Origin of the sequence: Oceanobacillus piezotolerans, from assembly GCF_003665065.1 — a bacterium.
Lineage (GTDB): Bacteria > Bacillota > Bacilli > Bacillales > Amphibacillaceae > Oceanobacillus > Oceanobacillus piezotolerans.
The window spans coordinates 405,227-427,870 of the sequence record NZ_RCHR01000004.1; the positions used below are offsets into that span (position 1 = coordinate 405,227).

Consider the following 22,644-nt stretch of genomic DNA (forward strand, 5'->3'; position numbering starts at 1 on the left):
GCTACCCCTTCATATGAAAGAAATCTTGAGCAAATTGCGTTAATCGTTCCTTTTCAATAACTGGTAATTCACTTAATCGTTCAATAAACTCAAGGATTTCTTGTTCCAACAATCCTTCAAACTGTGGGAGAACATATAAAATAATCGCTGATGTGAAATCTGTATCCACTGCTGTATACTTGGCTACATCTTCTACAATGGCCGGTCCTATTTGCCGGTATTGATTAATTTGTTTCCAAATAAAAGCCAGTTCTTCTGCAAACGCATAATCCTCTATATTCCATTTCTCCAGAAATTCGTGAATAAGTGTCTCGTCAACCTTTTTAGGTACACCAACTGGTATAAAAGCAAACCTTCTCATAAAAGCATAACTCATTTCATAAAGAGAAGCCTTATCAAGTGTGTTCATCGTACCAATCAACCGCCAGTCATTAGGAATGATATATTCAAGATCATTCGGTATCACTTTTTCCTCATCCACTTGTGGACGTAATACAATGGGTTGTCCACTTTCTGATTGAAGGTTCAAGGTTATGGCATCTCCTGTTAAAGCTGAGAATAGAGACCCAAACGCTTTATCGATATCAGCACGGTTCATTTCATCAATAATCAGCCATTTATTGATTGGTTTATTCGTATAATTATCTTTAAAGCACCTTAGGAAGAGACCGGGATTGAAGGCTAATGTTCCATCACTTTTCGGCCGGTATCCACCAATTGTCTCATACGTCGACCAATCGGAAGTGGCTGTTGCCATTTTATAATCGGCATCAAAGGACTGACAGATTTCCTTAGCTAACTTTGACTTCCCTGTTCCTGGAGGTCCAGTGAGAATAATATGCTTCCCGTTTGCTAATGCTGTCTTTACTTGTCTTAGAAGAGAATCTTTCTCTTCAAAATATAAACCTTTGATATCTATCTCCTGCTCAAAATTAATAGGAGGTATCTCGACTTCGTTATCTACGATGTTTGGTTCTTCCAAGGACAGAATCGTTTCAAATTCTGTTTTCGTTAATTCAAACAAACTGCCTTGAGCACCATTCTTAATTGGAGAGCTAAGCTGTAGCTCCTCCACTTCGGCAACAGCTTCCCAGCTGATTGGTGTGATATCTTCTACATACCGGAAAGATACACCTTCTGTTGGTTCAACAAATCCTTCTTCTTCAACTAAGTGTAGCCCTTCTACTACTTCCCCTTGAGCAACAATCTCTTTTCGTGGTGTCGACTCGTAGAACAAGATTTTGTCACCTGGCTTGGCATTTTCAAATGCTGTAAATATCCTACGCTTATTCCCCTTTTCATTATAGGCTGTATAATTCACTTTTCCTCCATCTTTAATTTCATCCACACTCCAGATGGAAGGATTAGCTGTTAGCCAAAAATATTTCGTTTCCTCTTCCTCTATTTCCATTGGGATGTTGATTATTTCTTCAGTAAATACTTTAATCCTTTTGTCCGGATCAAAAACAGCTTCTTCTAATTTTTCTATATTGAATTTTCTATATGGGGATCGAGTATACCCTTGGAATCTAACTTTAACGAATCTCAAAGTTTCCTCGTAAACATTCTGTAAATGCCTATTGGTTTGAAACTCTTGAAGCGGGATTTGCACAAGAGCTATTGGCAATTCTTGTTCTTTTGTCGTAAACATTTGTCTACTATAAGGAGTATCTTTTATTTTATCCTCTATCAACGATAACTGAATTTCTGATTGACCATTTTTACCTTCTCTAAAACCCAATATTAACCAATTACAGAAATCGATATGTAACTTTTTTCTCGATGGAAAGGTAACCGCGACCCTTGGATCTCCTGGTTCAGTGATACCAATTCTTTCTAATGTCTGAAAAGAAAAATCAAACGCCCATTTCGCCTCTTCTACCGAACGAAAAATACCGGAGAATGTTTCTGATAAAGTTTCAAATGGATTATTTTCGGAAGACATTTGATTTCCCTCGAGAAATTGTGGTAATACTTCCATAAATTTTTCTTTCATTTGCTGGTAAGTAAATTGCTCTGAATTTTGCAAGGTGTCTATATTTTCTTCTCCTCGCTTGGGATGTTCCGTACCATAGACAAGACCGTAACGTATACGGCTCTCTTCAATCGAAAGAAACAATTGAGCAGCTTCCTTATGTGACTGCTTATCAGCGGGATAAACTGCAAGCCAACTTTCTGTATCACCAAAGTGCTGTTTCCAATCAAACCCGTTTAATACATCGTCCTTTACTAAATCTAGATCAGTTACATTGTTTAAGTTTCTTATGGAATGATGAATCGTACCAAGCTCATTTTTCACTTTTTCTTTTATCGGCTCGTAATAAATAGAAAATAGAATTGTGAAATTTGTCCAGGATCGTAAAACGTTTTTTTCATTTTCTTGCCTTATATCCTCTTTCATTCTTTCTATATCCTCAAGTTCCAAATCATTTCCATGTAGAATCTGATTAATAATGTTAAATCGTATCTTATTTACTTTTTGGGAATTCCGATATGATTCCCTTTTCTTCTCTAATTCTGCTCGATCAATTTGCTTAACGGCATCTAGGAAAGCTTGATCATTCTGTTTATACCTTGCCAGCTCCTTTGCGATTGAAGAAAGATAATCCACCGCACTCTCTACTTTTGGTTGCTCGTACTGAGTTAAGCAAAAGAAAAAGTCTTGAACATCCAACATGGTTATAGAATGGCCTTTTTCTTTAAGGTAACGATGGGTGGCTAAACAGATATCATAAAAATCTTGATAATTTTTACTTACAGTTCCTAACTTCGTATCTATCAGTAATACTTTCTTGATATCCTTAAAAACTTCTTCTTTATATAAAGGATATTTCGTATAGTCATACGCAGCTAGAAGGAATCCGAATAAAGGGGCTCCCAAGCGAATTGTCGAATTACTTTGCTTTCCATGATTTCGAAATCCCTCAATTTTATCTTGGATGGATTTTTTATCATTTTTATATAGATCGTTCAATAGACTTGCTACCTCTTCGGGTTTTTCATTGGTGTACTCAAGTAAGTCACTTGTATTGCTCCAATGCACAAAACTTCCTTCTTGTGGATTACTGTCTTTAATCTTCTTGATAATTCCAACTATATTTTCTTTCTTGATTTCGGTGTGCTGCATATAATGATTGAGCTCAGATAAAATCTCCTGTTTATACCATTCATTATATGTATTTGTTTTCTTGAATTCCTGATAACGGCGAAATGCCACGTCTAAGTAATCATCTTTTAATATATGCTTTTCTACATTTACTAGATTCAATTTTTCCACCCCTTTGTCTTCTTCAAAGCAGAACTTTTTATATGAGTATAACATTCCTTTAATTCTTGAAATATACTTACTTAAATGTAAAGGTCTGTAGTAAGATTTAGCTCTCAATATACACGTTAACAGCTACATCAAAAAATTCAATTTATATTGGTAATATACCCCAGTCCTATAAGATTTAATAACAACTCCTAAAGACCTTTAAGCTAACCAACATAGGAGGGGTCTACCGTTTTATCTCTTTCTTCTGCTATAGCTTAAAACTATATCAAATGATAGTTTTTAAGTTTAAAGCTATCGAACTTGCTTGTGTTATACTTATCACATATTTGATAATTTGCAAATAATTCAATAGAATTACAACTTTAGATAGACAAGGAGAATAACTATGACAAACAAATTACCATTAAGAGCAGATCATGTAGGGAGTCTTCTTAGAACTCAAGCGATTAAGGATGCACGAATAAAACACGCCTCTGGTGAAATTACAGATGAAGAATTAACGAAGATTGAAAATAGCGAAATTGAAAAGATTATCTCTAAACAGGCTGAACTAGGGTTTAGCGTTGTAACAGATGGAGAATTTAGACGCGCATGGTATTATTTAGATTTCTTTACTGCATGTGAAGGAATTGATGTTGTGGAAAGTGATCCTTTAGTATTTAATAACAATACAGAAACGGATGCCATCAACTTCTCTATCACAGGAAAGATTAAATTAGGCAAGCACCGATTCATAGACGAATTCAAAGCAACGAATGAAATTGCTAAGAAGTATGGTGTCGAAGTCAAACTAACCATTCCTAGCCCAAACTTGATTACATATAGAGATGTGACGGAAACCGAGCGAGAGTTTTATAATAACGAGGAAGAAGTTTTTGACGATATTATTAAAATGTATAAAGAATTAATCCCACAGTTATATGAAGCAGGTTGTAGACATCTGCAATTTGATGATACAGCTTGGAATTCATTCTTTACGGATTTCGGATTATTAGAAGTGAAAGGAATAGATAGGGAGTTAGCATTAAAATTATTCAAATATGCAACCAATGAAACATTATCTGCTGCCCCTGATGATATGAAGACTTACGTTCATATTTGCCGTGGAAATTATAAATCAGAGCATTTAACAGAAGGAAGCTATGGACCGATTGCTGAAACTCTATTTGGTCAGCTAGATTATGATTACTTGATGGTAGAGTACGATGATGAACGCAGTGGTGATTTCGAACCTCTAAAATATGCAACAAAAGAAAACCAAATCATCACTTTAGGACTACTATCTTCTAAAACTGGCGAGTTGGAAGATATCGATTCCATCACCAACAGAATCCATGAAGCTGCAAAATATGTACCACTCGATCGCTTAGCTTTAAGTCCTCAATGCGGATTTGCTAGTACGGAAGAGGGAAATGTCTTAACAGAAGAAGAACAGTGGAATAAGCTAAAACATGTAATTAACATCGTTGATCAAGTATGGGATAGAATGCAACCGTAAGTTGATAGGGTCAGTTCCCGCCTCGTGGGTTCGAGGCCAAAAACCTTATAATAAAAACTCACTAGTCCCCCAGGGAAATATAGTATTTTTGATAATTTGAAAAACGCTATTTGAATATGACAATATCAAAAAAAGAGAGAGGTAAGTGCCCCTTTCTTATCTTTTGATGATTATGTAATTTCTTTTTAAAATATCGTCCGTACAATTATGTCATATTTACATCCTTAGGGGACACCATATTTTTAGCTGGCTTTATATTTTTTATTTTAAATGAGCCTTTTTCATTGTTTTGGTGATTTTTAAAACATACGGAAGATATAGCTTCTCAAGCTTATATATAATATTAATTTAAGTTACGTTTCTTTCAATGGTTGCATTTCCATCTATTTTAAAAAATACTTCCAGAAAATCAGCTCTCACTGACTTTCTGAACCCCCTATTTGTCACTCAATTTTTAAAGAACTTCTTCTTTTAAGTAAGCTTTAAAATCCGAATAAATTTTCTCAATAGTGTTATTCTCATATTCGTATACTTGTCCTTCTTCATCAAGAACAATTAATAACCCTTCTGTGGCTAAGTTTTCAATTACAATATAATTATCTAATTGATTTTTAGCTAATGCACGTTCTTTTAATGTTAATTCTACTACATTTAGGTAACCATTAACACCTAATGCAGCAATTTCGTGACTTCCTACCGATATTGCTCCATAATTTAATAGCAATTCCTTATAATCAATAGGCATTGTGAATGATAATTTACTTTCCGCTTGTTCAACCGTATGACTATCAACGCCTCCTGTTGAGAGAACCTTCTTATTTTCAAATAATGATTTTAAATTCATCCTATACCTCCAGCTGTTTTAATTTGTTCTGCACGTGCTCTCCAATGTGCTTCCTTTTCTAGGTTAAACACTGTACGATTAATTTCACTATCTTTTGCAGCATCATGTAAAACAGAGTAATTTGCTTCACCACGATGTTCGGTTCGTGTTAATTCTGCTAATGGGGAATCCATTTCTTGACCGATATGATGTAATTCGATTGGTTCTCCATCTACTAACGGAGCAAGTCCTTCTTCCATACGTTCTAAATTAGTACGCCCAAATTGATCTTTTGCTTCATAATCAATATCTGTTCGAGTTAAAACTTCCCGACTATTAACAGTTGTTTCTTTTAATGGGGCATCTTCATAAATCTTTATCTCTTCTGGACTAGCCTCTGTTAACGCCTCTTCCAAAGTTTTATAGTTTACCCCTTCGTCGATCACAACTTCATTTGACTTTAGTGTAACAGCTTCTATCTTTACGGGTTCCAAATTAAGAGTTGCCTCCATATTTTTGGAATTTTCTAAATTATGATATATCCCTTCATTAAAAAGTGGTTCTGCTGATTCGAATAATTTTTCAGATCCCGTTGCAACTGATTCTAGACCTGTAGCGACAGTTGTGAAGATTTCCATTCCATAGCATCCCTTTCCATCCAAACTTCCATTTGTTGTAATAAAGGTTTTTGATTCTTACCAAAGATATGTGCGACTGTTCGAAGTATGAAAGCTTTTGTTTGTTTATTCCAATGCCATTCTATGAATTCGTTAGCCATCATTTCTTTAGTTTTTGCATACACATTTTTAGCATTTTCTATTGTCTCTATATCAGGGTTAACAACATCAAATAAACTGCTAATAATATCGATAAAGTTAAGTAAATTGTAAATCTCGCCGTCAATCACTTTTCGTGTTGTTCCCATCCATTTAAATATGGGTTCATCAAATAGTATGTTATCAGTTGCTACGTTCAGTAATGGATATACACAATTTTCTCGTTGTTTGTGAAATACTTCTAATTCTTTTTTAGACCATGAATAGTCTAAGTTCGATAATAAAACTTCCATGTAATATCTAACTTCTTCTTTTATAAGATTATAATTAGCAAAATAGACTTTTTCCTGAAGATATTTACTTAATAACCCTTTAGAAAAAGTAACTAAAAATGCGTTTTCTTGTTGAGATGGAATAATATATCCAATTTTAACGGTGTATTTTAATAATTCTTCAGAAAATACTTTTACAACATGATTTAATCTATTTGCATCACCATATAAAGCATTGTGATAGAATTTTCTAAATTGAAGCAAGGCAAATTCAACGAAACGATCATTTTGATTTAGTAAATATTCAGCTATTGGATGGATATGCTCTTCATTTTGTACAAATGTATTGTAAGTAAGAGCAAGTCCTCTTAATTGATCAAAAGAAACGTAACTCAATTTTTCCTTAGCAGGATTAACTAATACATGGCCTGCCTTATACATGCCACTTGTAAAGAATAAAGCTTCTCCGCGTTTAAGTTGAGATAAGAATAATAAATCCTCATCGTTAGAAATCGCTAAGGCTTGCGCTACGTATTCAGCATCATCTTGAGAAACTAGTCGATGAATAATTTTGGTATCTGTATTTTTTAATGCATCAGGCGCTAACTTCGTTGGTACTTGGTCAACAATAATAATACCTTCACCTTTAGAACGAATTTCACTTAATATATTACAGAAAAATTCAACTGCTTTTCCTTTTGTATTCGCTATTTCAGGATTTTGGCTCTCATGGTGATTTTTAAATAAACGATGTGCCTCTTCAATAATGGTAAAGTGTTTTAATTCCGCATCTAAAGATGAATCTGCCTCTATTTTAAACTGTTCGGATAAACGAATAAAGAATAACCCCATAATTAGTGCTTTATCGTCTTCATCTGCAATTTCTTCTAATTCAATAATCGTTTTTGATTGAAGCAAATCAGAAAAATCAATCGTTTCATTCGTATTTAATAATTTCCCCTTGCTTCCAGTCATCAAACTTTTAATACGAGTTAATAGGGCCGCACGAATATTTGATTTCTGTTCTTCTGCATAACCGGAGTTATCTAAATAATCATCAATTTCCTCATATAAAAGGGTTAATGTTGGGAAATGCTCGTATGTAAGTTCCTCTGTCGAAAATACATTAATAGAAGTATTTAAGTCCCAGCCAACTTTTTGGTAAATCGAATATAAACATTGTTCAAGTATATTAGGCATGGAAGCATACATGGAAAAAGCAGACATAAATACGGCCTTTAATGAATCAATATGGCTCATGACAGAAATACCTAATGGGAAATAAAATGGATTCAAGCGAATCGGAGAAAGTCTTTCATTCCCTGGTGTGTATACTTTGATTTCTTGATCTGTACTTAGCAAGTGACGATATTCTTGTTTTGTCGGTTCGATAATTAGGAATGGAACAGGGCTATATTCTAATAACGACATAACCGTATTCGTTTTACCACTCCCTGTAATCCCACTAATTAAACAATGTTGACGTAGATTCTTATAAGGGTAAGAGACATCCGTGTTAGTCAAAATATTACGTACAAATTGTTTCCCCATTTGCCAATTGGCATCTGAATGTTCATATGGAATGGTTGACACTTCAAAGTCATTTTGTTGTTTCACTTCATATCCATCATAGGATTGACTTGGCAATTGAATTAATCGCGCTAATTCTATTGATGTTAATACATTTGTCCAAGAAGATGCATATCCTAAAAAAGCAGATAAATCATTTTCATCTGGTGGAAATGCAGCTTGGTCAAAATATGTTTGGATTTTAGGATCGAATCGTAATTTAGCAGGTTCTCCAAATTCTTGTTCAAAACTAGATTGTTGAATACTATTTTGAAGACTCGTTAACACCATATCTTCATTTGTTCCAATATATACTGCTACTTGGAATTGTCCAATTGAACTAGCTAATAATTGACGGTCTATTAAATACTGTAGTTGTTCACAATATTTTTCTATTGCATAACTGGCATATTCAAATGATTCATCTGATGAAGTATCCTTACTCTCCGTAGTACTTGTATTGGTTGAATTATTACGTGAAATTAAAATAGCTGATTCTGTATTCGCTGTATTTTCCCCTTCTTGTACTTGAATACTTTCGGAAGTTGTATTGGATGTTTGCACTTTTTGAAGAGGGTAGACTTCCTCATACATGGAAGACAAGGTTAATAGTGTTTCATCCATATTTATTGGCTGTATCACCATTTTAATTTCAAATGGTTTATATGAATTAGCTTTTAAAAAACTATCAAATACACTGATATAGCTTTGTTTCTCTTCATTATTAAGAGCAGGTGTAAATGTAATAGCAGCATATTTGTCCCATTTATTATATTGTATAGCTTGTTTTTCTACACGAATAGAACCTAAAAAAGTAGAATTTAAGCTTGCAACCTGATTATCGGATTGGGTATTAGAAATAGTCAAAGAGATTTGTCCATTGCCTTTTCCTAAAACAGAAAAAATAGTACGTCCGCGAACATGATATAAAGCTTTTGCAAGAGCCTCTACACTCCCTTGAAGTTGCTCTGTAAGTGAAACATTCTCATCTTGCTTAATGAATATTTCTTTAATAGTATAGCTGTATGGTACTATATTCCTTTCGGATAAAAGTCCTTCTTCTATATTTTTAAACCGACGTTTGTATAGACGTTGCTGAGCTAATTGAATTTTTTCAATATCACTACGTTTCAGCATGATTTCACCTACTTATATTAAACTGTATGTACTTGCATTTGTATGTATTTTTTTTCTGCATCTTTAATTGTTTTTAATAATACTTTTTTGGCCTCCGCTTTCCTGACATCAAGTAAATTACTCATTGATGCTTGATCAATTGCTTTCCTTCCTGCATTTGCAGAAGGTTTTGTTTTTGGTGTCGGAGCTTGAACTTGGGTTTGTGGCACATATTCTTTTTGTTGTTTCCCATTATCATCCACGTATTTTATTACCGTATACACAATACCTGCTACCACAATTGCAGAAAGACCAACTACAAATAATGAAGTTCCAAAAGAGGCCCTTGTTAATAGTCTTGCTGCAGGATATACGATAATAGCTGTAGCAGTACCTGTTCCGACTGCAAAATTTCTAGCACGATATTGATTTGCAGGAGATTTTGATTCAAATTTTTGAACTGTCTTTCGCTGTACTGTGTGTTGTTCGGTTGCATTTAAAATGTCCTGTTTATTTATAGGAATTTCTTTTTTAAAAATCACCTCAATTTGATTAAATACAGGCGGTTTTATTGACGTTTTGTATTTTTCACCCAGTTCATATCCTTTTTCATCACCTAATTCTTCTACGAAACTTTTACGCACATCAATTGCGATTTTACGAACAAGACTTATAGTGTAGTTATTAATATCTGCTTGTTCAGTTTGTACTAATTCTTTAAAGGCAAACTCTGAATTTGCAACCTTTATTCTTTTTAAATTTTGATAATTCTCATCTAAGAAGTTATTCATTTCTCTTTCATATTTTTGGAAATTCATCCAACCAGCTCCGCTTCTTTTAATGTATTGATTTCTTCGTATACTGAACGATTTTTTTGAATTAAACGCTTGAGTTCCTGTTGTTTTTCGTTTAATTCTAAAAGTAATAATTCATATTGTTCCTTGCTACGTTTTTGTTCCGTAGCAAGCTGATTTAATTGATTCTGTTGCCATTTTATATAGTTTTGTACTCTTACTTCTAGTAAATGCTCTTCTATAACTTCTGGAATAATCGTATCTATTTTATTATACAACCTAGTTGACATTTGACGTAGTATAGCTGTCAATTCTGCTTCTAATTCTTCTAAAGCAAGTTTTACTTCTACTTCAATATCAACAACAAAATCATCACGATTAAATTCTTTTATATTCTTTTCTTTTCCGAAAATACTTTTTATCAAGTTAAATACTCCAGGTGCCCGACGGATTGTTGTATTTTTACTTTTTAATGAGCTTAAATTACTATCAATATTCTCTTTTATTTCTGAAGCAGCATTCCCTTTATAAAGGTTTTCAATTTCCTGTTTTAACTCCTCTAATAATTCATCGAAATCAAAGAAAGAATTTTTTGATTGAGAAATACCCAATTCTATTTCAAATAAGCGATTAAAATTTTGTTCTATTTCATGGACTAATTCTTCACATGAGGTTACAAGTTTTTCTATTCCTTTTGAGATGATGCTGAAACTTGTTTGATTTGTTTGAAACTTCATGTTCTCGATTTTTAAATCTACTAAACCAAAAAAGTTATCCAAGATTTCCTCTGCATTATTTTTCTTAATTTGTCGTTTACTACTACGCCATTCTCTTATTAATTCACTATCTAAGTTCTCTACCATATCAAGTACATTTGAATTATATAATTTACGTATTTTATACATAATGGATTTTCTGTTACTTGAATTACTCAAACGTTCCTCCACTAATTCCTCGATATTAATGCGCAGTTTGGTAATTTCTAATTTAAATACCTTAGTTAGATTATCGACCTTTTCTTTTAATACACCACTGTCTTCAGTGTATTTCTTTTTTTCAATTTCAGTATTTTTTTCTACAGATTCCAATTCAAGTTCAACTGCACGATTTAGTTTTTGGAATACTTCACTAATTAAATAGCCATTTTTCTCTTCAAAATAGATTCCTAAACTATCATACACGGATTGAATGTTACTGATTTCACGAATTATTGGGACATCTCTTTCTTCAATGGCACGCCCTGCTACAGGGAAACCTTCATCATCCACAAACTTGATTGTTTCATCTCGACGAATGTCGTTAATATCGATAAAGCCCTGTTCATACATTTTTGTTATTAAGCAAAAATAAGAAGAAACCTTAAAGATTTTTGGTGCCATAACAATACCATCGAGTACTTTTAGTAATTCGTCAAAAGCTTTTTCAACTTCTGCTTCTGGGTATTGGTCAATTTTATTTACTGCAAAGAAAATATGCTTGTCTGAATTATCTAGTGTTGTACGTTTTGCGTTATCTACATATTCTCGAATGACTTTCATAAAATTCACTTCTCCAACAGTTGTTGGATCAATAATGAAAATAACAGCATTAACAGAATTTAAGATATTAAAGGTAATACCACTGTGTGACTCATGCTGAGCAAATAATCCAGGTGTATCCACAATTTCCACACCACTTTTACATAGCTTAATTGGCCAGTAAACATCCACACTAGCAATAGATGCTTCCACCTCAAATTCATCATCTTCACGGTTTACAGTGGTATACCGTTTAATTTCTGCTTTAAATCCATATAAATCATCTGGATTCCCTTCAATCACAACTTGTGAACCGTCATGATAATTGATATCGGCACGAGGTGTTTCGCCATATTTAACGGTTGTAATAGCAGCAGTTTCTACTAAAATACTTGTAGAAAGTAAATCAAATCCTAATAAGCTATTTATAAACGTTGATTTACCAGCACTAAATGGAGCAACTACAGCGATTCTAAAGATTCCGTTATTTAAACGTTCCAAGCTTGATTCTATTTCAGTAGATTTCATTACTTCTTCTGATAGATTTGTTTCGATTAAAACATTTTGAACATATTCATTTGTTTTCTCAAATTTAATTCTTGTTGACTCTATCACTGGATACACGCTCCTACTCTATTAATTACTGTTTTTAATCCGGATATATTAGCAATTTCTGTATCCCAATCTTTAATTTTAGACTTTGGTTTTGGATAACCTTTTGCATCAAGGAACACTAAGTCTTCTTTTTCAATAATGTTTTCAACAGGTAATTTTGCGAAAGTGTATACTTCTTCATTAAAATACAATTTGTTCCCTGTCGACTTAGTACATGAATTACTTAGAATAAATTGATTCGGGAGTAAATCCGTTGCTTCGTCATGATCTGTTGATGTAATTGAAATGATTTCTTTATCTTGTTGGATTTTTAAAAATTCATCCTCATTACTAGCTGTTATTAAATTGAAATTGTAATGCATAAGAAGACTACTCACAACAACTTCTGGTACATCATAAACGAGTAGTGTCTTTAAATTACTTTTTTTCCAAAATAGTAGAAATGGGCTTCTTGACCATTCTTCTAGAATGATTTCAACCTGTCTTTTCCCAATATATTTTTGAAAATTCAAGTAATCTGCTGAATCGCTTGTTTCGAGTTGTTTAATTGTTCGATGTTCATTTAATATGTCATCAAAATACAGAAAACGAGATTCACCTTGCACAAATGCATCGTATGCTCGTATTGAAATGGTATCAATCATTGGTTTTACAAGCATTTCTGACAAATTATTATGTAAATCTTCTACCACTAATTCTATATCTGATTGTCGTGGTGCAGACTCTTTATTATATAAAACAAAGTAAAAATTTTGGTCATGTGCCCCCATATTTTTAAGTTTCTCAATATGTTGCATTAACCAAATACTATTTGCACCTTGAATGCTTAATAAGAAAATGGAAAAGTGTGGAATTCCCTCTACTGTCACTTCTTCATTTAGTGGATACCAATGTATCTTAAAAGGAAGGCTTTGATCAATAAAGGATAAAAAACTTTCATAAGTAGTTTCTTGTAAAGAATAAATATGTAATCGCATTATAGCATTTTCTCCTTTATACCGATTTCAAAAATTTTTCTAACTGTAAAATGCCACTAGATTCTTCAAGAATATCAACGTGTTCTTCCTTAAAGCTACGACCACTAATTACCCACTCTCCATCCGTTACATATATTAAAGGGTCTTTTTTTAATGCTAATAGATCAATCTCACCTTTTTTGTATAGACGTGCTTTTAGCGCTAAGTAAGCTGAAACGTAAAAAATCCCACCATGATGGACCTTACGACTTAATGTATTGTTAAACTCTTTATGTAGTTTATCTCTGTCTTCCTTCGATTTTACTAAATCCATTTTATTCATAACAAAAATGCATGGTTTTTGATATTTTTGTTGCCATTCTACAATCTTTCTAGTATATGGTTCGAATCCAAGTTGTGTTGGATTTAACAAGTAAATAATATAGTCCAAATTTTTGATCATACTTTCCGTAATCTCATCATGCTCAAAGAATTTCCCGAACAAGCCAGGTGTATCTACAAAAGTTATTTGTTTTAATTTTAAATTATTTATTGTTGTATCTATCAAGTGACTTCCTTTTTCATTCAATGTACTTAAATTGGAAAGTCTCTCTTTAAAATTCAACTCATTTTTATATCTTTCTATAGTAAACATCGTTGGATTTTCTTTCTTCAACCAATAATCCTCATTATGTGTTATCGTTGTGATTTTAGCTGTTTTCACTAAAATATCTTCTTGTAACAAGTTTAGTTGAAGTAAGCTATTGATTAATGCAGATTTTCCATAAGTGAAAGGACTGATAACACCGATTCTTTTGGTCTTTTTCTTATTAAACAAATGTTGATCAATAGCATTATGATACATACGAATCAAATTAGACTTTACTTTAGGAGAAATCGTAACTCTTTCACTTAAATAATCCTCAACGATATATTTCAATTTTTTGTTTTTATCAGATTCATATAGGAGCAACTTAAATGTCTTTTCCGTTTCTTTTGAAAGATCAATTATGCCGAGATTCAATTTTTCTTCTATTTCAAGCGACTCATTAGCTTGGAACCATTTTTTTATAGACTTTCTATTTATTCGAGAGTCCTTTTGAATTAAAAGGTATTTGCGGATCCACTCAGCACGATTTCTAGGAGAAGCCCAATTGTCCTTAATAATTACAACCCTATCATTATTTTCACCAATAATATCTTTAATAATAAAATAAACTAAATTGTCTCTTTGTAATTCGAATAAAGTACTTTTAGAATTATTAGTTTTTAAAAAAATTTGTATTAGGCCCAATGTTTTAATTTTATCTAGTTTCATAGTAATACATTATACCTTTCTTAGTTCTAATAGTAGAATAGCACAGTACTATATTACCATTTTTTCCAATTTATGTATGTACCTTATTATTTTTCTGAAAGGTCCATCTAACACAGAAACTTCTGGTAAGACCCTTCTAGAACGTGAAAAGTTGATCTTTTTTCAATTCTACAGAGGATACCGCCTAGCAAAGATTTAACCTCATAGAGGAACCCACTTTCACAGCTTACCTGTTTGAAAATACAATTTGATGATACAGCTTGGAATTCATTTTTCACGGATTTTGGATTATTAGAAGTTAAAGGTATAGATAGGGAGTTAGCATTAAAATTATTCAAATATGCAACCAATGAAACATTATCTGCTACTCCTAATGATATGAAGACTTACGTTCATATTTGCCGTGGAAATTATAAATCAGAACATCTAACGGAAGGAACTTCCTCGTATACCTACACTTCGGATAACTACTACTCTCCTTAAACGCCCTATGATAGGCATGAAAAAATATGAGTACTATTGAGAAGTTGAAGCTAGATGAAATATGAAAAGGGATATTCTGTCTATTCAGTAGGATATCTCTCTTTAGTATATTTATTAGAGATGTTCTTGCATCCATTCCCCAGCAATCTTCCACATTCCTAAACGTTAATTCCTCACTCGTGTTTCAACTCCGATTCCAGCATTATTGAATCTTTTGTCAAAAATTGTCTTGACAAAAAATACTGGTTCATCTATATTAACTATTAATCTTATGAAATTAGTTGGAATTACGAGGTGTTTTATATGAAACTATCAACCAAAATTACGGTCAGTTTACTACTCGGTATCATTGCAGGAATTATTCTTAATCTCTTTTTCCCAAATATTGTTCCAAATTTGGACCAATATGTATTATCGCCATTAGGGGCAATATTTTTAAGAAGTATTCAGTTTGTGGTTGTACCAATTGTCTTTACTTCACTGATTGTTGGTTTTACAAGTATTAAAAACCCGGAGAAAGTCGGACGGCTTACTGGGAAATTATTATCTTTATATATTGTAACGAACTTAGTTGCTCTTGTAATTGGGATTGCAACTGCTGCCATCTTAAAGCCTGGCAACTCCGTAAGTAACATTGGTGAATTAAGCAAGCAAGAAGCACCTGAAAGTCAAGGAATCATAGATTGGCTGGTCTCCATCATTCCAACAAATCCATTTGAATCTTTTTCTTCTGGGAACTTATTGCAAATTATCTTCACAGCCATTCTGATCATCATTGGTATTCGTCTTGCTGGAGAAAAGGCAAATCCATTTATAACCTTTGTAGAAAGCTTTCATGAGATTGTTGGAAAAATCACATCCGTAGTCTTGAAACTTTCACCAATTGGGGTTTTTGCCCTCATTTGTTCGATCATTGCAACCCAAGGAATCGAACTTGTTCAAAACTTAATTATGTATATTATTGGTTTAATTCTAGCAGTTATCGTGATGATTTTTGTTTATTTCTTATTCTTAAGCCTAATGAAGATTTCTCCCATACGTTTTTGGAAAAGCTTCCTGCCAGCTTTCGGTATTGCGTTTGGTACATCAAGCTCCAATGCGGCTTTACCAGTTGCAATCGAAAATGCTCAGGGTCCATTTAAGATGAAAAAGGAAATAGCTAGTTTTGCCATTTCTTTAGGAACGGCATTAAAACGAGATGGTGCCTGCATCATGCAAGGTTTTAACGCCCTATTTGTTGCACAGCTTTTCAATGTAGAGATCACACCTACTCTCATTATTAGCATTATGGTTAGTACGGTTATTGTCTCCTTTAGTACAGCAGGTGTTCCCGGTGCTGGAATCATTATGATGTCAACCGTTTTAACCGCTGCAGGGCTGCCGTTAGAAGGAATCGCCATCGTAGCAGGTATCGATCGCCTAACCGAGGGATTCAGAACACTATTAAATGTTCTTGGCAATACAGCCAATGCGGCAATGCTTGATAAATGGGAGCCAACTGCAGAACAAGATAAAGCAACAGCATAACTTTTTATTATAAATAAACGCCAAAAGGGCGGTTCTTGGCTTCATCTTATTTTCAAAATGAAGCGAAAGAACCACCCTTTTTTTAACCTCAGTATATTTGCCTAAGAAATTTAATCGTACAAACTTCACATTTTAAAAAGCTTCATAAGATACAGTGTACACATTATAAAGGAGGTATTTTTTTTGTGAGCTTTCAAGAATTTAATCCAGAAGAATCATTTTCCCAAAAAAATCAACAAGAGTTTGGAAACGAATTAGAGCAAGAAGAAAGACAATTCCCAACACAAACAGGCTACTACCCGTATCCGTATCCTAGACCAAGACCATACCCATATTATCCTTATTATCATCATTACCCGCATTATCATCATTACCCTCATTATCATCATTACCCACATTATCCACACTACCATGGACATGGATATGGTTGGGGTTATGGTGCAGGATATTAATAGGAATTTAGCATTTTAATATAAGATTGATAGCACAAAAGCACATAGGGTCAGTCCGCCTCACTGAGCCTTTAGTTCAGTGGGGGACTGACCCATAAACCCTACCCATTAATTAACACTTCAACATCTAATAATTAGAATTATAATAAAGTATCATGTAGAGTATAAATAGAATTATAATAAAATAAAGGATGAGTGCTGGAACACTCATCCTAAGCAACATACATGCCGCTAAATAGCGGCTGGCATAGGTAAACATTTATAGAAATAGCTCACCTTACATGGCAGGCAGGGTGGCTATTTCTTTTTGTTTAGATAGACGACAATGCTTCTATGCATAGAAATCCCGCCATAGACCTGCCTTCTCTTGACCCATCAAATTCTCATGCAAATTTCCACGTTACTCCCGAGACCCCCACATCTCAGGCTAACACTAATAGTTACAGCCCATCTCCCACCACCCTAAAATGCCGCCATTCCTCTGGCAAAAGCGCCTGATACTTCGGCTGCAGAAATCGGTCATCGATGAGCAGAATGGTGCCTTTGTCGGACTCAGATCGAATAAGCCGTCCACCCGCCTGAAGAACCTTGTTCATGCCAGGATATACGTAGGCATAATCAAACCCGTTATGCCCGATGGATGTAAAATAATCCTTGATAATATCTCTTTCCATTCCAATTTGCGGTAGTCCCACTCCCACAATGATGACACCGTTCAACCGGTCTCCCTTTAGGTCGACTCCCTCGGAGAAGACACCTCCGAGTACAGCAAATCCTACCAGTCTTTCGTCTGCTTTCTCTTCAAATGCAGCCAGGAACTCCTCTCTCAGACTTTCCGACATTCCAGTACCCTGAATAATCGTCCTCACATCAGGAGCCACCTCTCGAAAGGCGTCGTGCACAATATTCATATAGCTGTAGGAAGGGAAAAATACCAAGAAGTTTCCTTCCTGTTTATTCAAAACATCCTGGATAAAGCGTACCATTGGGTGCAGCGTCTCTTTTCGGTCACGATAGCGGGTGGACAACGGCTGAATCAGGATCTCTGTATTCTCTCTTGCAAATGGAGAAGGAATAGATAGAACATAATCTTCCTTCTTTCCACCCAATAGATTTTTGTAGTAGTTTCCAGGTGCCAGGGTTGCTGAAAAGAAAATCTTGGCCCGAAACCCTTTTCCAAACTGCTGTAAAAGATAGGACGGATCCAGGCAATAAAGCCTGATTGCTACCTCTTTCTCCTCTATTTCCACATAGGTGACAAACCGTTCGTCATATAATCTGCAGATTTTTGCAAAGGCATCTGCCGCAAAATAGGCATCCAGCAGAATCTCACTGGCATCTTCATTGCGAATCAGTTCCATCTCCGCTTCCTCTGCAAAATTCTCTACTAGTAAGGCAAGCTCCTCGTCCAGCTTCTTCTCTACAAAACTATCCTGCTTCCGTTTTCCTACCAGATGAACAATGATAGACTTTGCCGCTTCTGCTATGCTATCATTTCTTCCCTTATACTCCCGCTTCACCTCTACAAACATTTCCTTGTTCAGTTCTGCAGAGTACATGGTCCTGGCCCGATCAACTAGATTATGTGCCTCATCAATCAAGAGAACGGTTTTCTTTTTCTGCTCTTCCAGCAGTCTCTTCAATGAAACCCTTGGATCAAAGACATAATTGTAATCACAGATAACTGCATCTGCAGCATAGGCGAGGTCCAGCGAAAATTCAAAAGGACAAACGCGATGCTTGCGTGCATAAGATTCGATTACCGGTCTCGTCATCAACGATTCATTTTCATAGATATCCAATATGGCAGTATTAATCCGGTCATAATATCCTTCTGCAAAAGGGCAATGCTCTGCCTTGCAAATGGTTTCCTCCTGAAAGCAGATTTTATCCTTTGCTGTAATCGTGACCACTTTCATGTCGAGTCCTTTATCTATTAACAGCCGATACGCATCCTCTGCCGCCGTTCTCGTAATCGTTTTGGCAGTTAGATAAAAAGAACGCTGGAGAAGCCCTTCCCCAACCGCTTTGACAGCTGGAAAAATAGTGGACATGGTCTTCCCAATTCCAGTAGAAGCCTTGGCAAAGAGCACTTTTTTATCCAAAATCGTCTTGTACACAGATCCCGCTAGTTTGCGCTGGCCCTCCCGATATGTTCCAAAAGGGAAAGCAAGCTCCTTGCTTGTGCTATCTCGATTTTTCTTATGCTCTATTAGCGCTTTCGCATATGGTACATACTTTCTGACTACATCGTGCACAAAGTCCTCAAGCTCCTGTCGGGACATGCTGCGTCTGAACCTTTTCTGTTCTTCAGACTGCACCTGAACGTACGTCAACTGGATGTCAATTCTATCCAGCTCATGGTCATTGGCATAAATGTATCCATAAAAGATAGCCTGTGCCCAGTGTACAGGATACGAATCCTCCTCTATCACCGTCAATGAACCCGAAGTCGATTTAATTTCATCAATCGTCACTAGGCCATCTTCGTCAAAAAGAAGACCATCACAGCGCCCGTCCACTTGTAAAATCATATCTTCATAAGGAATTTCCGTCTTTACGTACACTTCCTTTTGATCCTTTTCGTTATAGGTTTTCTGTATTTTTTGGTGCGTTTTTGTACCATCTGTTAAAGCAGTGGTGGTCCGGAATCCAGACACAATGTCCCCGCTTTTAAACACATATTCCACTAAATGTCGCACCGATATTTTTATCACATTCGTCATATCATCACCACTTGATTTTCCTTACATTAAGTTTAGCAGTATTTTGAAGGATTAGGAAATACGAAGATGAAGCATAAGGAACGTTGGATCCCATTCTCCCTTTGAAGGTTTAACCTTTACTTGATATCACAATTTAATGATAGTTAACAAATGAATCAACGAGGCGGGGACTGACCCTTAATACCCAAGACACCAAGCTTTCGTAATAACTCATGTAGAGAGAAGGCCTGCTGTCTCTTCTGGTGTGACTATATTGTTTAGGTTTCATTATGGAATGAAAGTCTATTTAGTGGAGGAGTTCCGAGGATATATACAGTTGCAGCAGAGCTACTTACTTATCTCAACCCAAGGAAAACAATGGTTATTCATTATTCCATTATATTAAAGGGAAGAATGGAAGTCGATGGGCGAAATTTATTCGAGAGACTGATACAGATCATATGTTAGTCGCTATTGATCCAGCTGAGTTTACACAGAAGGCCGTAGTTTGTATGTTTTATGGGGATGTTTTAGTTCCAGCCTTTTAAGTTTAACTGTTCTCATAAAAACAATGTTCCTCATAATAGCATGGGCTTAAACAAATTCCAAACATTAATTAATCTGAAGGGATTCGGGTTTCAAATGATGCAGATTTGGTACATACGTATCCTAAATAAGTGAAAGACTGAAAAAATCAGCAAAGTTTTGTAATTTAATCAGCCTTTTGCTTTAAAATTAAGCCATAGTTTCTTGAAATTTAGGGTTTAGTTTCCCACGATAAAAGAGAAGTGGTGTTTTAGATTCATCATAAGAGAAATCACCTACATCCCCTACAACAATAAGGTGATCGCCGCCTTCGTAAATTTCATAAACATGACAGTGAATGGTTGCTAAATTGTCTGTTAACACCGGTACTCCCTCATCAGATAAAGAAATTGGAACATCTTTGAATTTATTTCCGCCTTTTTTTGCAAAACCAAGACAAACCAACTCCTGTTTTTCTTGCAAGATATTAACTACAAAAGCATTTCCCTTTTTAATCGCTGGCAAACTGCTTGATCCTTTATCAATGCAGAATAATATCTGCGCTGGGTCAAGGGACAGTGAAGAAAATGCATTTACTGTTAATCCTACAAAATTATCATTCTCATCCTTAGAAGTTATCACAGTCACTCCTGAGGCAAAATTACCCATCGCATTACGAAACTCTCTTACATCCATTACAAAACCCCCTCCTAAATTGATTCTTTTTGTTCAAACTGCAATGCGCATCCATATTGATTTAACGGTTGTTACTAAATATTTTTACAATCATGACTTACCAATATAAAAGGGAAATTAATTAACATTGATACTAAACACGTCGTTACAACTAAATATTGAAGAATTATAGCGCTAGGCAATATTTTAGAAGTCTATATTGACTAGACTAAAAACATTATTTAAATGTTAGCCCAAATGCACTTTTAGCTGACACGGGAAGTTGACTTTGATGTAGGAACTTTTACATTTTTTGTATAAAGAACCTCTGTGTCTTGCCATAATTTTTCTACAAAAACACCTGGTTTCTTCATGTACCCAGCAACTATCATTATAATAAAACATAGAGCTAAGCCGTAAACTCCCGGTTGCCAGCCCCAACTTTCAATAAAGATTGGATTAAAGAAGCGAAGGAACATGGATAGTGCTGTACCAGCAATCAATCCTATTATTGCTCCTTCTTTATTAGCACGCTTCCAGTACAAACCTAAAATAACAACTGGGAAAAGCAAGATAATTCCATCGTAAGTGAATAAAGCAAGAAAAACCATTAATCCCAAGTCAGCGGTACCGATAAGCAAAGAAATAAGTGATATAGCAATCACTGAGATCCTTGCTATATTTATTGCTCTCTTATCTGAAATGTTCCTATTTATCACTTGGGCGAAATCTCGTGACACAGTTGTGCTAATGGCCTGTATTATACCACTAACTGTTCCAACGCTACTTGCCATAATTATGACACCTAGAAATCCGAGTGCGATAGGTCCAGATTCACTGGCTAACCATAAAAAGGCACCTTGCACATCAGAAAGAGTCTGATCATAAGAATGAATAAAGATAGCAGTAAAGACAAAAATAGAGAAGAAGATTGCGTATATAATTGGCGCTAGCAAAGCAGAAATCTTTATTGTTCGAATGCTATCACTTGCAAATAGCTTATTGTACGCCCATGGCCACAAAAAACCTCCTAAACCACTTAAAATCACTATAGATGTCCAATACGGGGTCGGCGGGTCCCAGCCAGGGCCAGGATAAGTGAGCATTTCAGGATACTCATTAGCTACCATATCAAATCCTGATGAAAAACCACCGAAATACTTATATATAAAGTAAATCATTAAGGCAGTACCACCAAAGATTAGTATTAACCCTTGAAAGACATTTGCTGTTACTACGGATCGCATTCCCCCCAGTGAAACAAATATTGCTACTACAACTATACCTAGAACCATGCCCCAAAATTGAGGGATGAGGCCGCCGGAAGCATACTCAAAAACATATCCTTGTGTTACAATTTCAACAATTAGCCAGGGGATCGTAAATACAATTCCCCAAATTCCAGTAAGCATACGTACAGTCTTACTTTGATACCTAAACCCTAATAATTCGGATTGAGTTTTAATGCCATACTTCGCACCCCATATATATGTTTTTGGAGCAACGTAATACATTACAATCATTGTGATTATTGCATATGCTATGCAGTATAAAGCTGTGAATCCATAAGTTACAGCCATTCCTGCCCAGGAAGTATACATGGCTCCTACAATCCATGTTGCTAAAACGGAAAAGGTTAAAGCAAAAAAACCAAAAGAACGACTTGCTGTTGCATAATCTTCAAAAGAACTGACACCTAAATTTTTCCGAATGATGAAAAGCATAACTGCAAAGAAAAGAAAAATC

Annotated in this window: 14 protein-coding genes; 3 read left to right on the top strand and 11 right to left on the bottom strand. The window is 34.9% G+C overall.

Annotation, left to right across the window (positions count from 1 at the left end):
* Window position 1: 1 nt before the first annotated feature.
* Entirely contained in the window at window positions 2–3,268 is a 3,267-nt protein-coding gene (locus D8M04_RS20275; RefSeq protein WP_222928592.1) for an AAA family ATPase, read from the bottom strand.
* Window positions 3,269–3,662: 394 nt separating this feature from the next.
* On the opposite strand from D8M04_RS20275, the gene D8M04_RS13565 reads away from it, so the two are divergent.
* A complete protein-coding gene (locus D8M04_RS13565; RefSeq protein WP_121523858.1) occupies window positions 3,663–4,775 on the top strand; it encodes a 5-methyltetrahydropteroyltriglutamate--homocysteine S-methyltransferase in 1,113 nt (370 codons plus the stop codon).
* 454 nt (window positions 4,776–5,229) lie between these two features.
* Here D8M04_RS13565 and D8M04_RS13570 read toward each other — a convergent pair whose 3' ends face one another.
* From D8M04_RS13570 to D8M04_RS13600, 7 genes are read right to left on the bottom strand one after another with little or no spacing between them, the layout of a single operon-like run.
* On the bottom strand, window positions 5,230–5,619 hold the full coding sequence (locus tag D8M04_RS13570; RefSeq protein ID WP_121523860.1) for an SMI1/KNR4 family protein: 390 nt from the start codon (window positions 5,617–5,619) through the stop codon (window positions 5,230–5,232).
* On the bottom strand, window positions 5,616–6,236 hold the full coding sequence (locus D8M04_RS13575; protein WP_246001252.1) for an HNH/ENDO VII family nuclease: 621 nt from the start codon (window positions 6,234–6,236) through the stop codon (window positions 5,616–5,618). Before D8M04_RS13575 ends, D8M04_RS13570 begins: the two co-directional genes overlap by 4 nt.
* The gene (locus tag D8M04_RS13580) at window positions 6,203–9,352 is read right to left on the bottom strand and encodes an ATP-binding protein (protein WP_121523862.1); all 3,150 of its coding nucleotides are present in this window, start codon (window positions 9,350–9,352) and stop codon (window positions 6,203–6,205) included. The genes D8M04_RS13575 and D8M04_RS13580 overlap by 34 nt, the downstream gene beginning before the upstream one ends.
* Before the next feature lie 17 nt (window positions 9,353–9,369).
* A complete protein-coding gene (locus D8M04_RS13585) occupies window positions 9,370–10,149 on the bottom strand; it encodes a hypothetical protein (protein ID WP_121523864.1) in 780 nt (259 codons plus the stop codon).
* Window positions 10,146–12,257, bottom strand: coding sequence for a dynamin family protein (locus tag D8M04_RS13590; protein ID WP_121523866.1), 2,112 nt, complete (start codon window positions 12,255–12,257; stop codon window positions 10,146–10,148). Before D8M04_RS13590 ends, D8M04_RS13585 begins: the two co-directional genes overlap by 4 nt.
* Window positions 12,254–13,234 (bottom strand): hypothetical protein, encoded by a 981-nt coding sequence (locus D8M04_RS13595; protein ID WP_121523868.1) that lies wholly within the window; start codon window positions 13,232–13,234, stop codon window positions 12,254–12,256. Before D8M04_RS13595 ends, D8M04_RS13590 begins: the two co-directional genes overlap by 4 nt.
* Window positions 13,235–13,250: 16 nt before the next feature.
* Window positions 13,251–14,531, bottom strand: coding sequence for a dynamin family protein (locus tag D8M04_RS13600; RefSeq protein WP_121523870.1), 1,281 nt, complete (start codon window positions 14,529–14,531; stop codon window positions 13,251–13,253).
* Between the two features lie 786 nt (window positions 14,532–15,317).
* On the opposite strand from D8M04_RS13600, the gene D8M04_RS13610 reads away from it, so the two are divergent.
* The gene (locus D8M04_RS13610) at window positions 15,318–16,541 is read left to right on the top strand and encodes a dicarboxylate/amino acid:cation symporter (RefSeq protein ID WP_121523874.1); all 1,224 of its coding nucleotides are present in this window, start codon (window positions 15,318–15,320) and stop codon (window positions 16,539–16,541) included.
* Between the two features lie 185 nt (window positions 16,542–16,726).
* Window positions 16,727–16,993, top strand: a complete 267-nt coding sequence (locus tag D8M04_RS20205; protein WP_187695450.1) for a hypothetical protein — start codon at window positions 16,727–16,729, stop codon at window positions 16,991–16,993.
* Between the two features lie 440 nt (window positions 16,994–17,433).
* On the opposite strand, the gene D8M04_RS13620 is transcribed toward D8M04_RS20205, so the two are convergent.
* The 3 genes from D8M04_RS13620 to D8M04_RS13630 form a co-directional block, all read right to left on the bottom strand.
* The gene (locus D8M04_RS13620; protein ID WP_121523876.1) at window positions 17,434–19,719 is read right to left on the bottom strand and encodes an ATP-dependent DNA helicase; all 2,286 of its coding nucleotides are present in this window, start codon (window positions 19,717–19,719) and stop codon (window positions 17,434–17,436) included.
* Between the two features lie 714 nt (window positions 19,720–20,433).
* Window positions 20,434–20,919 carry a flavin reductase family protein gene (locus D8M04_RS13625; protein WP_121523877.1) on the bottom strand — a complete coding sequence of 162 codons (486 nt, stop codon included), beginning with the start codon at window positions 20,917–20,919 and terminating at the stop codon, window positions 20,434–20,436.
* A gap of 245 nt (window positions 20,920–21,164) precedes the next feature.
* Window positions 21,165–22,622 carry a sodium:solute symporter family protein gene (locus D8M04_RS13630; protein ID WP_158595131.1) on the bottom strand — a complete coding sequence of 486 codons (1,458 nt, stop codon included), beginning with the start codon at window positions 22,620–22,622 and terminating at the stop codon, window positions 21,165–21,167.
* Window positions 22,623–22,644: the final 22 nt, after the last annotated feature.

Coding starts and splice junctions, on each gene's coding strand:
- D8M04_RS13595 (WP_121523868.1), bottom strand. CDS start 13,234: ATGCGATTACATATTTATTCTTTACAAGAAACTACTTATGAAAGTTTT.
- D8M04_RS13565 (WP_121523858.1), top strand. CDS start 3,663: ATGACAAACAAATTACCATTAAGAGCAGATCATGTAGGGAGTCTTCTT.
- D8M04_RS13585 (WP_121523864.1), bottom strand. CDS start 10,149: ATGAATTTCCAAAAATATGAAAGAGAAATGAATAACTTCTTAGATGAG.
- D8M04_RS13630 (WP_158595131.1), bottom strand. CDS start 22,622: ATGCTTTTCATCATTCGGAAAAATTTAGGTGTCAGTTCTTTTGAAGAT.
- D8M04_RS13580 (WP_121523862.1), bottom strand. CDS start 9,352: ATGCTGAAACGTAGTGATATTGAAAAAATTCAATTAGCTCAGCAACGT.
- D8M04_RS13570 (WP_121523860.1), bottom strand. CDS start 5,619: ATGAATTTAAAATCATTATTTGAAAATAAGAAGGTTCTCTCAACAGGA.
- D8M04_RS13575 (WP_246001252.1), bottom strand. CDS start 6,236: ATGGAAATCTTCACAACTGTCGCTACAGGTCTAGAATCAGTTGCAACG.
- D8M04_RS13620 (WP_121523876.1), bottom strand. CDS start 19,719: ATGACGAATGTGATAAAAATATCGGTGCGACATTTAGTGGAATATGTG.
- D8M04_RS13610 (WP_121523874.1), top strand. CDS start 15,318: ATGAAACTATCAACCAAAATTACGGTCAGTTTACTACTCGGTATCATT.
- D8M04_RS13625 (WP_121523877.1), bottom strand. CDS start 20,919: ATGGATGTAAGAGAGTTTCGTAATGCGATGGGTAATTTTGCCTCAGGA.
- D8M04_RS13600 (WP_121523870.1), bottom strand. CDS start 14,531: ATGAAACTAGATAAAATTAAAACATTGGGCCTAATACAAATTTTTTTA.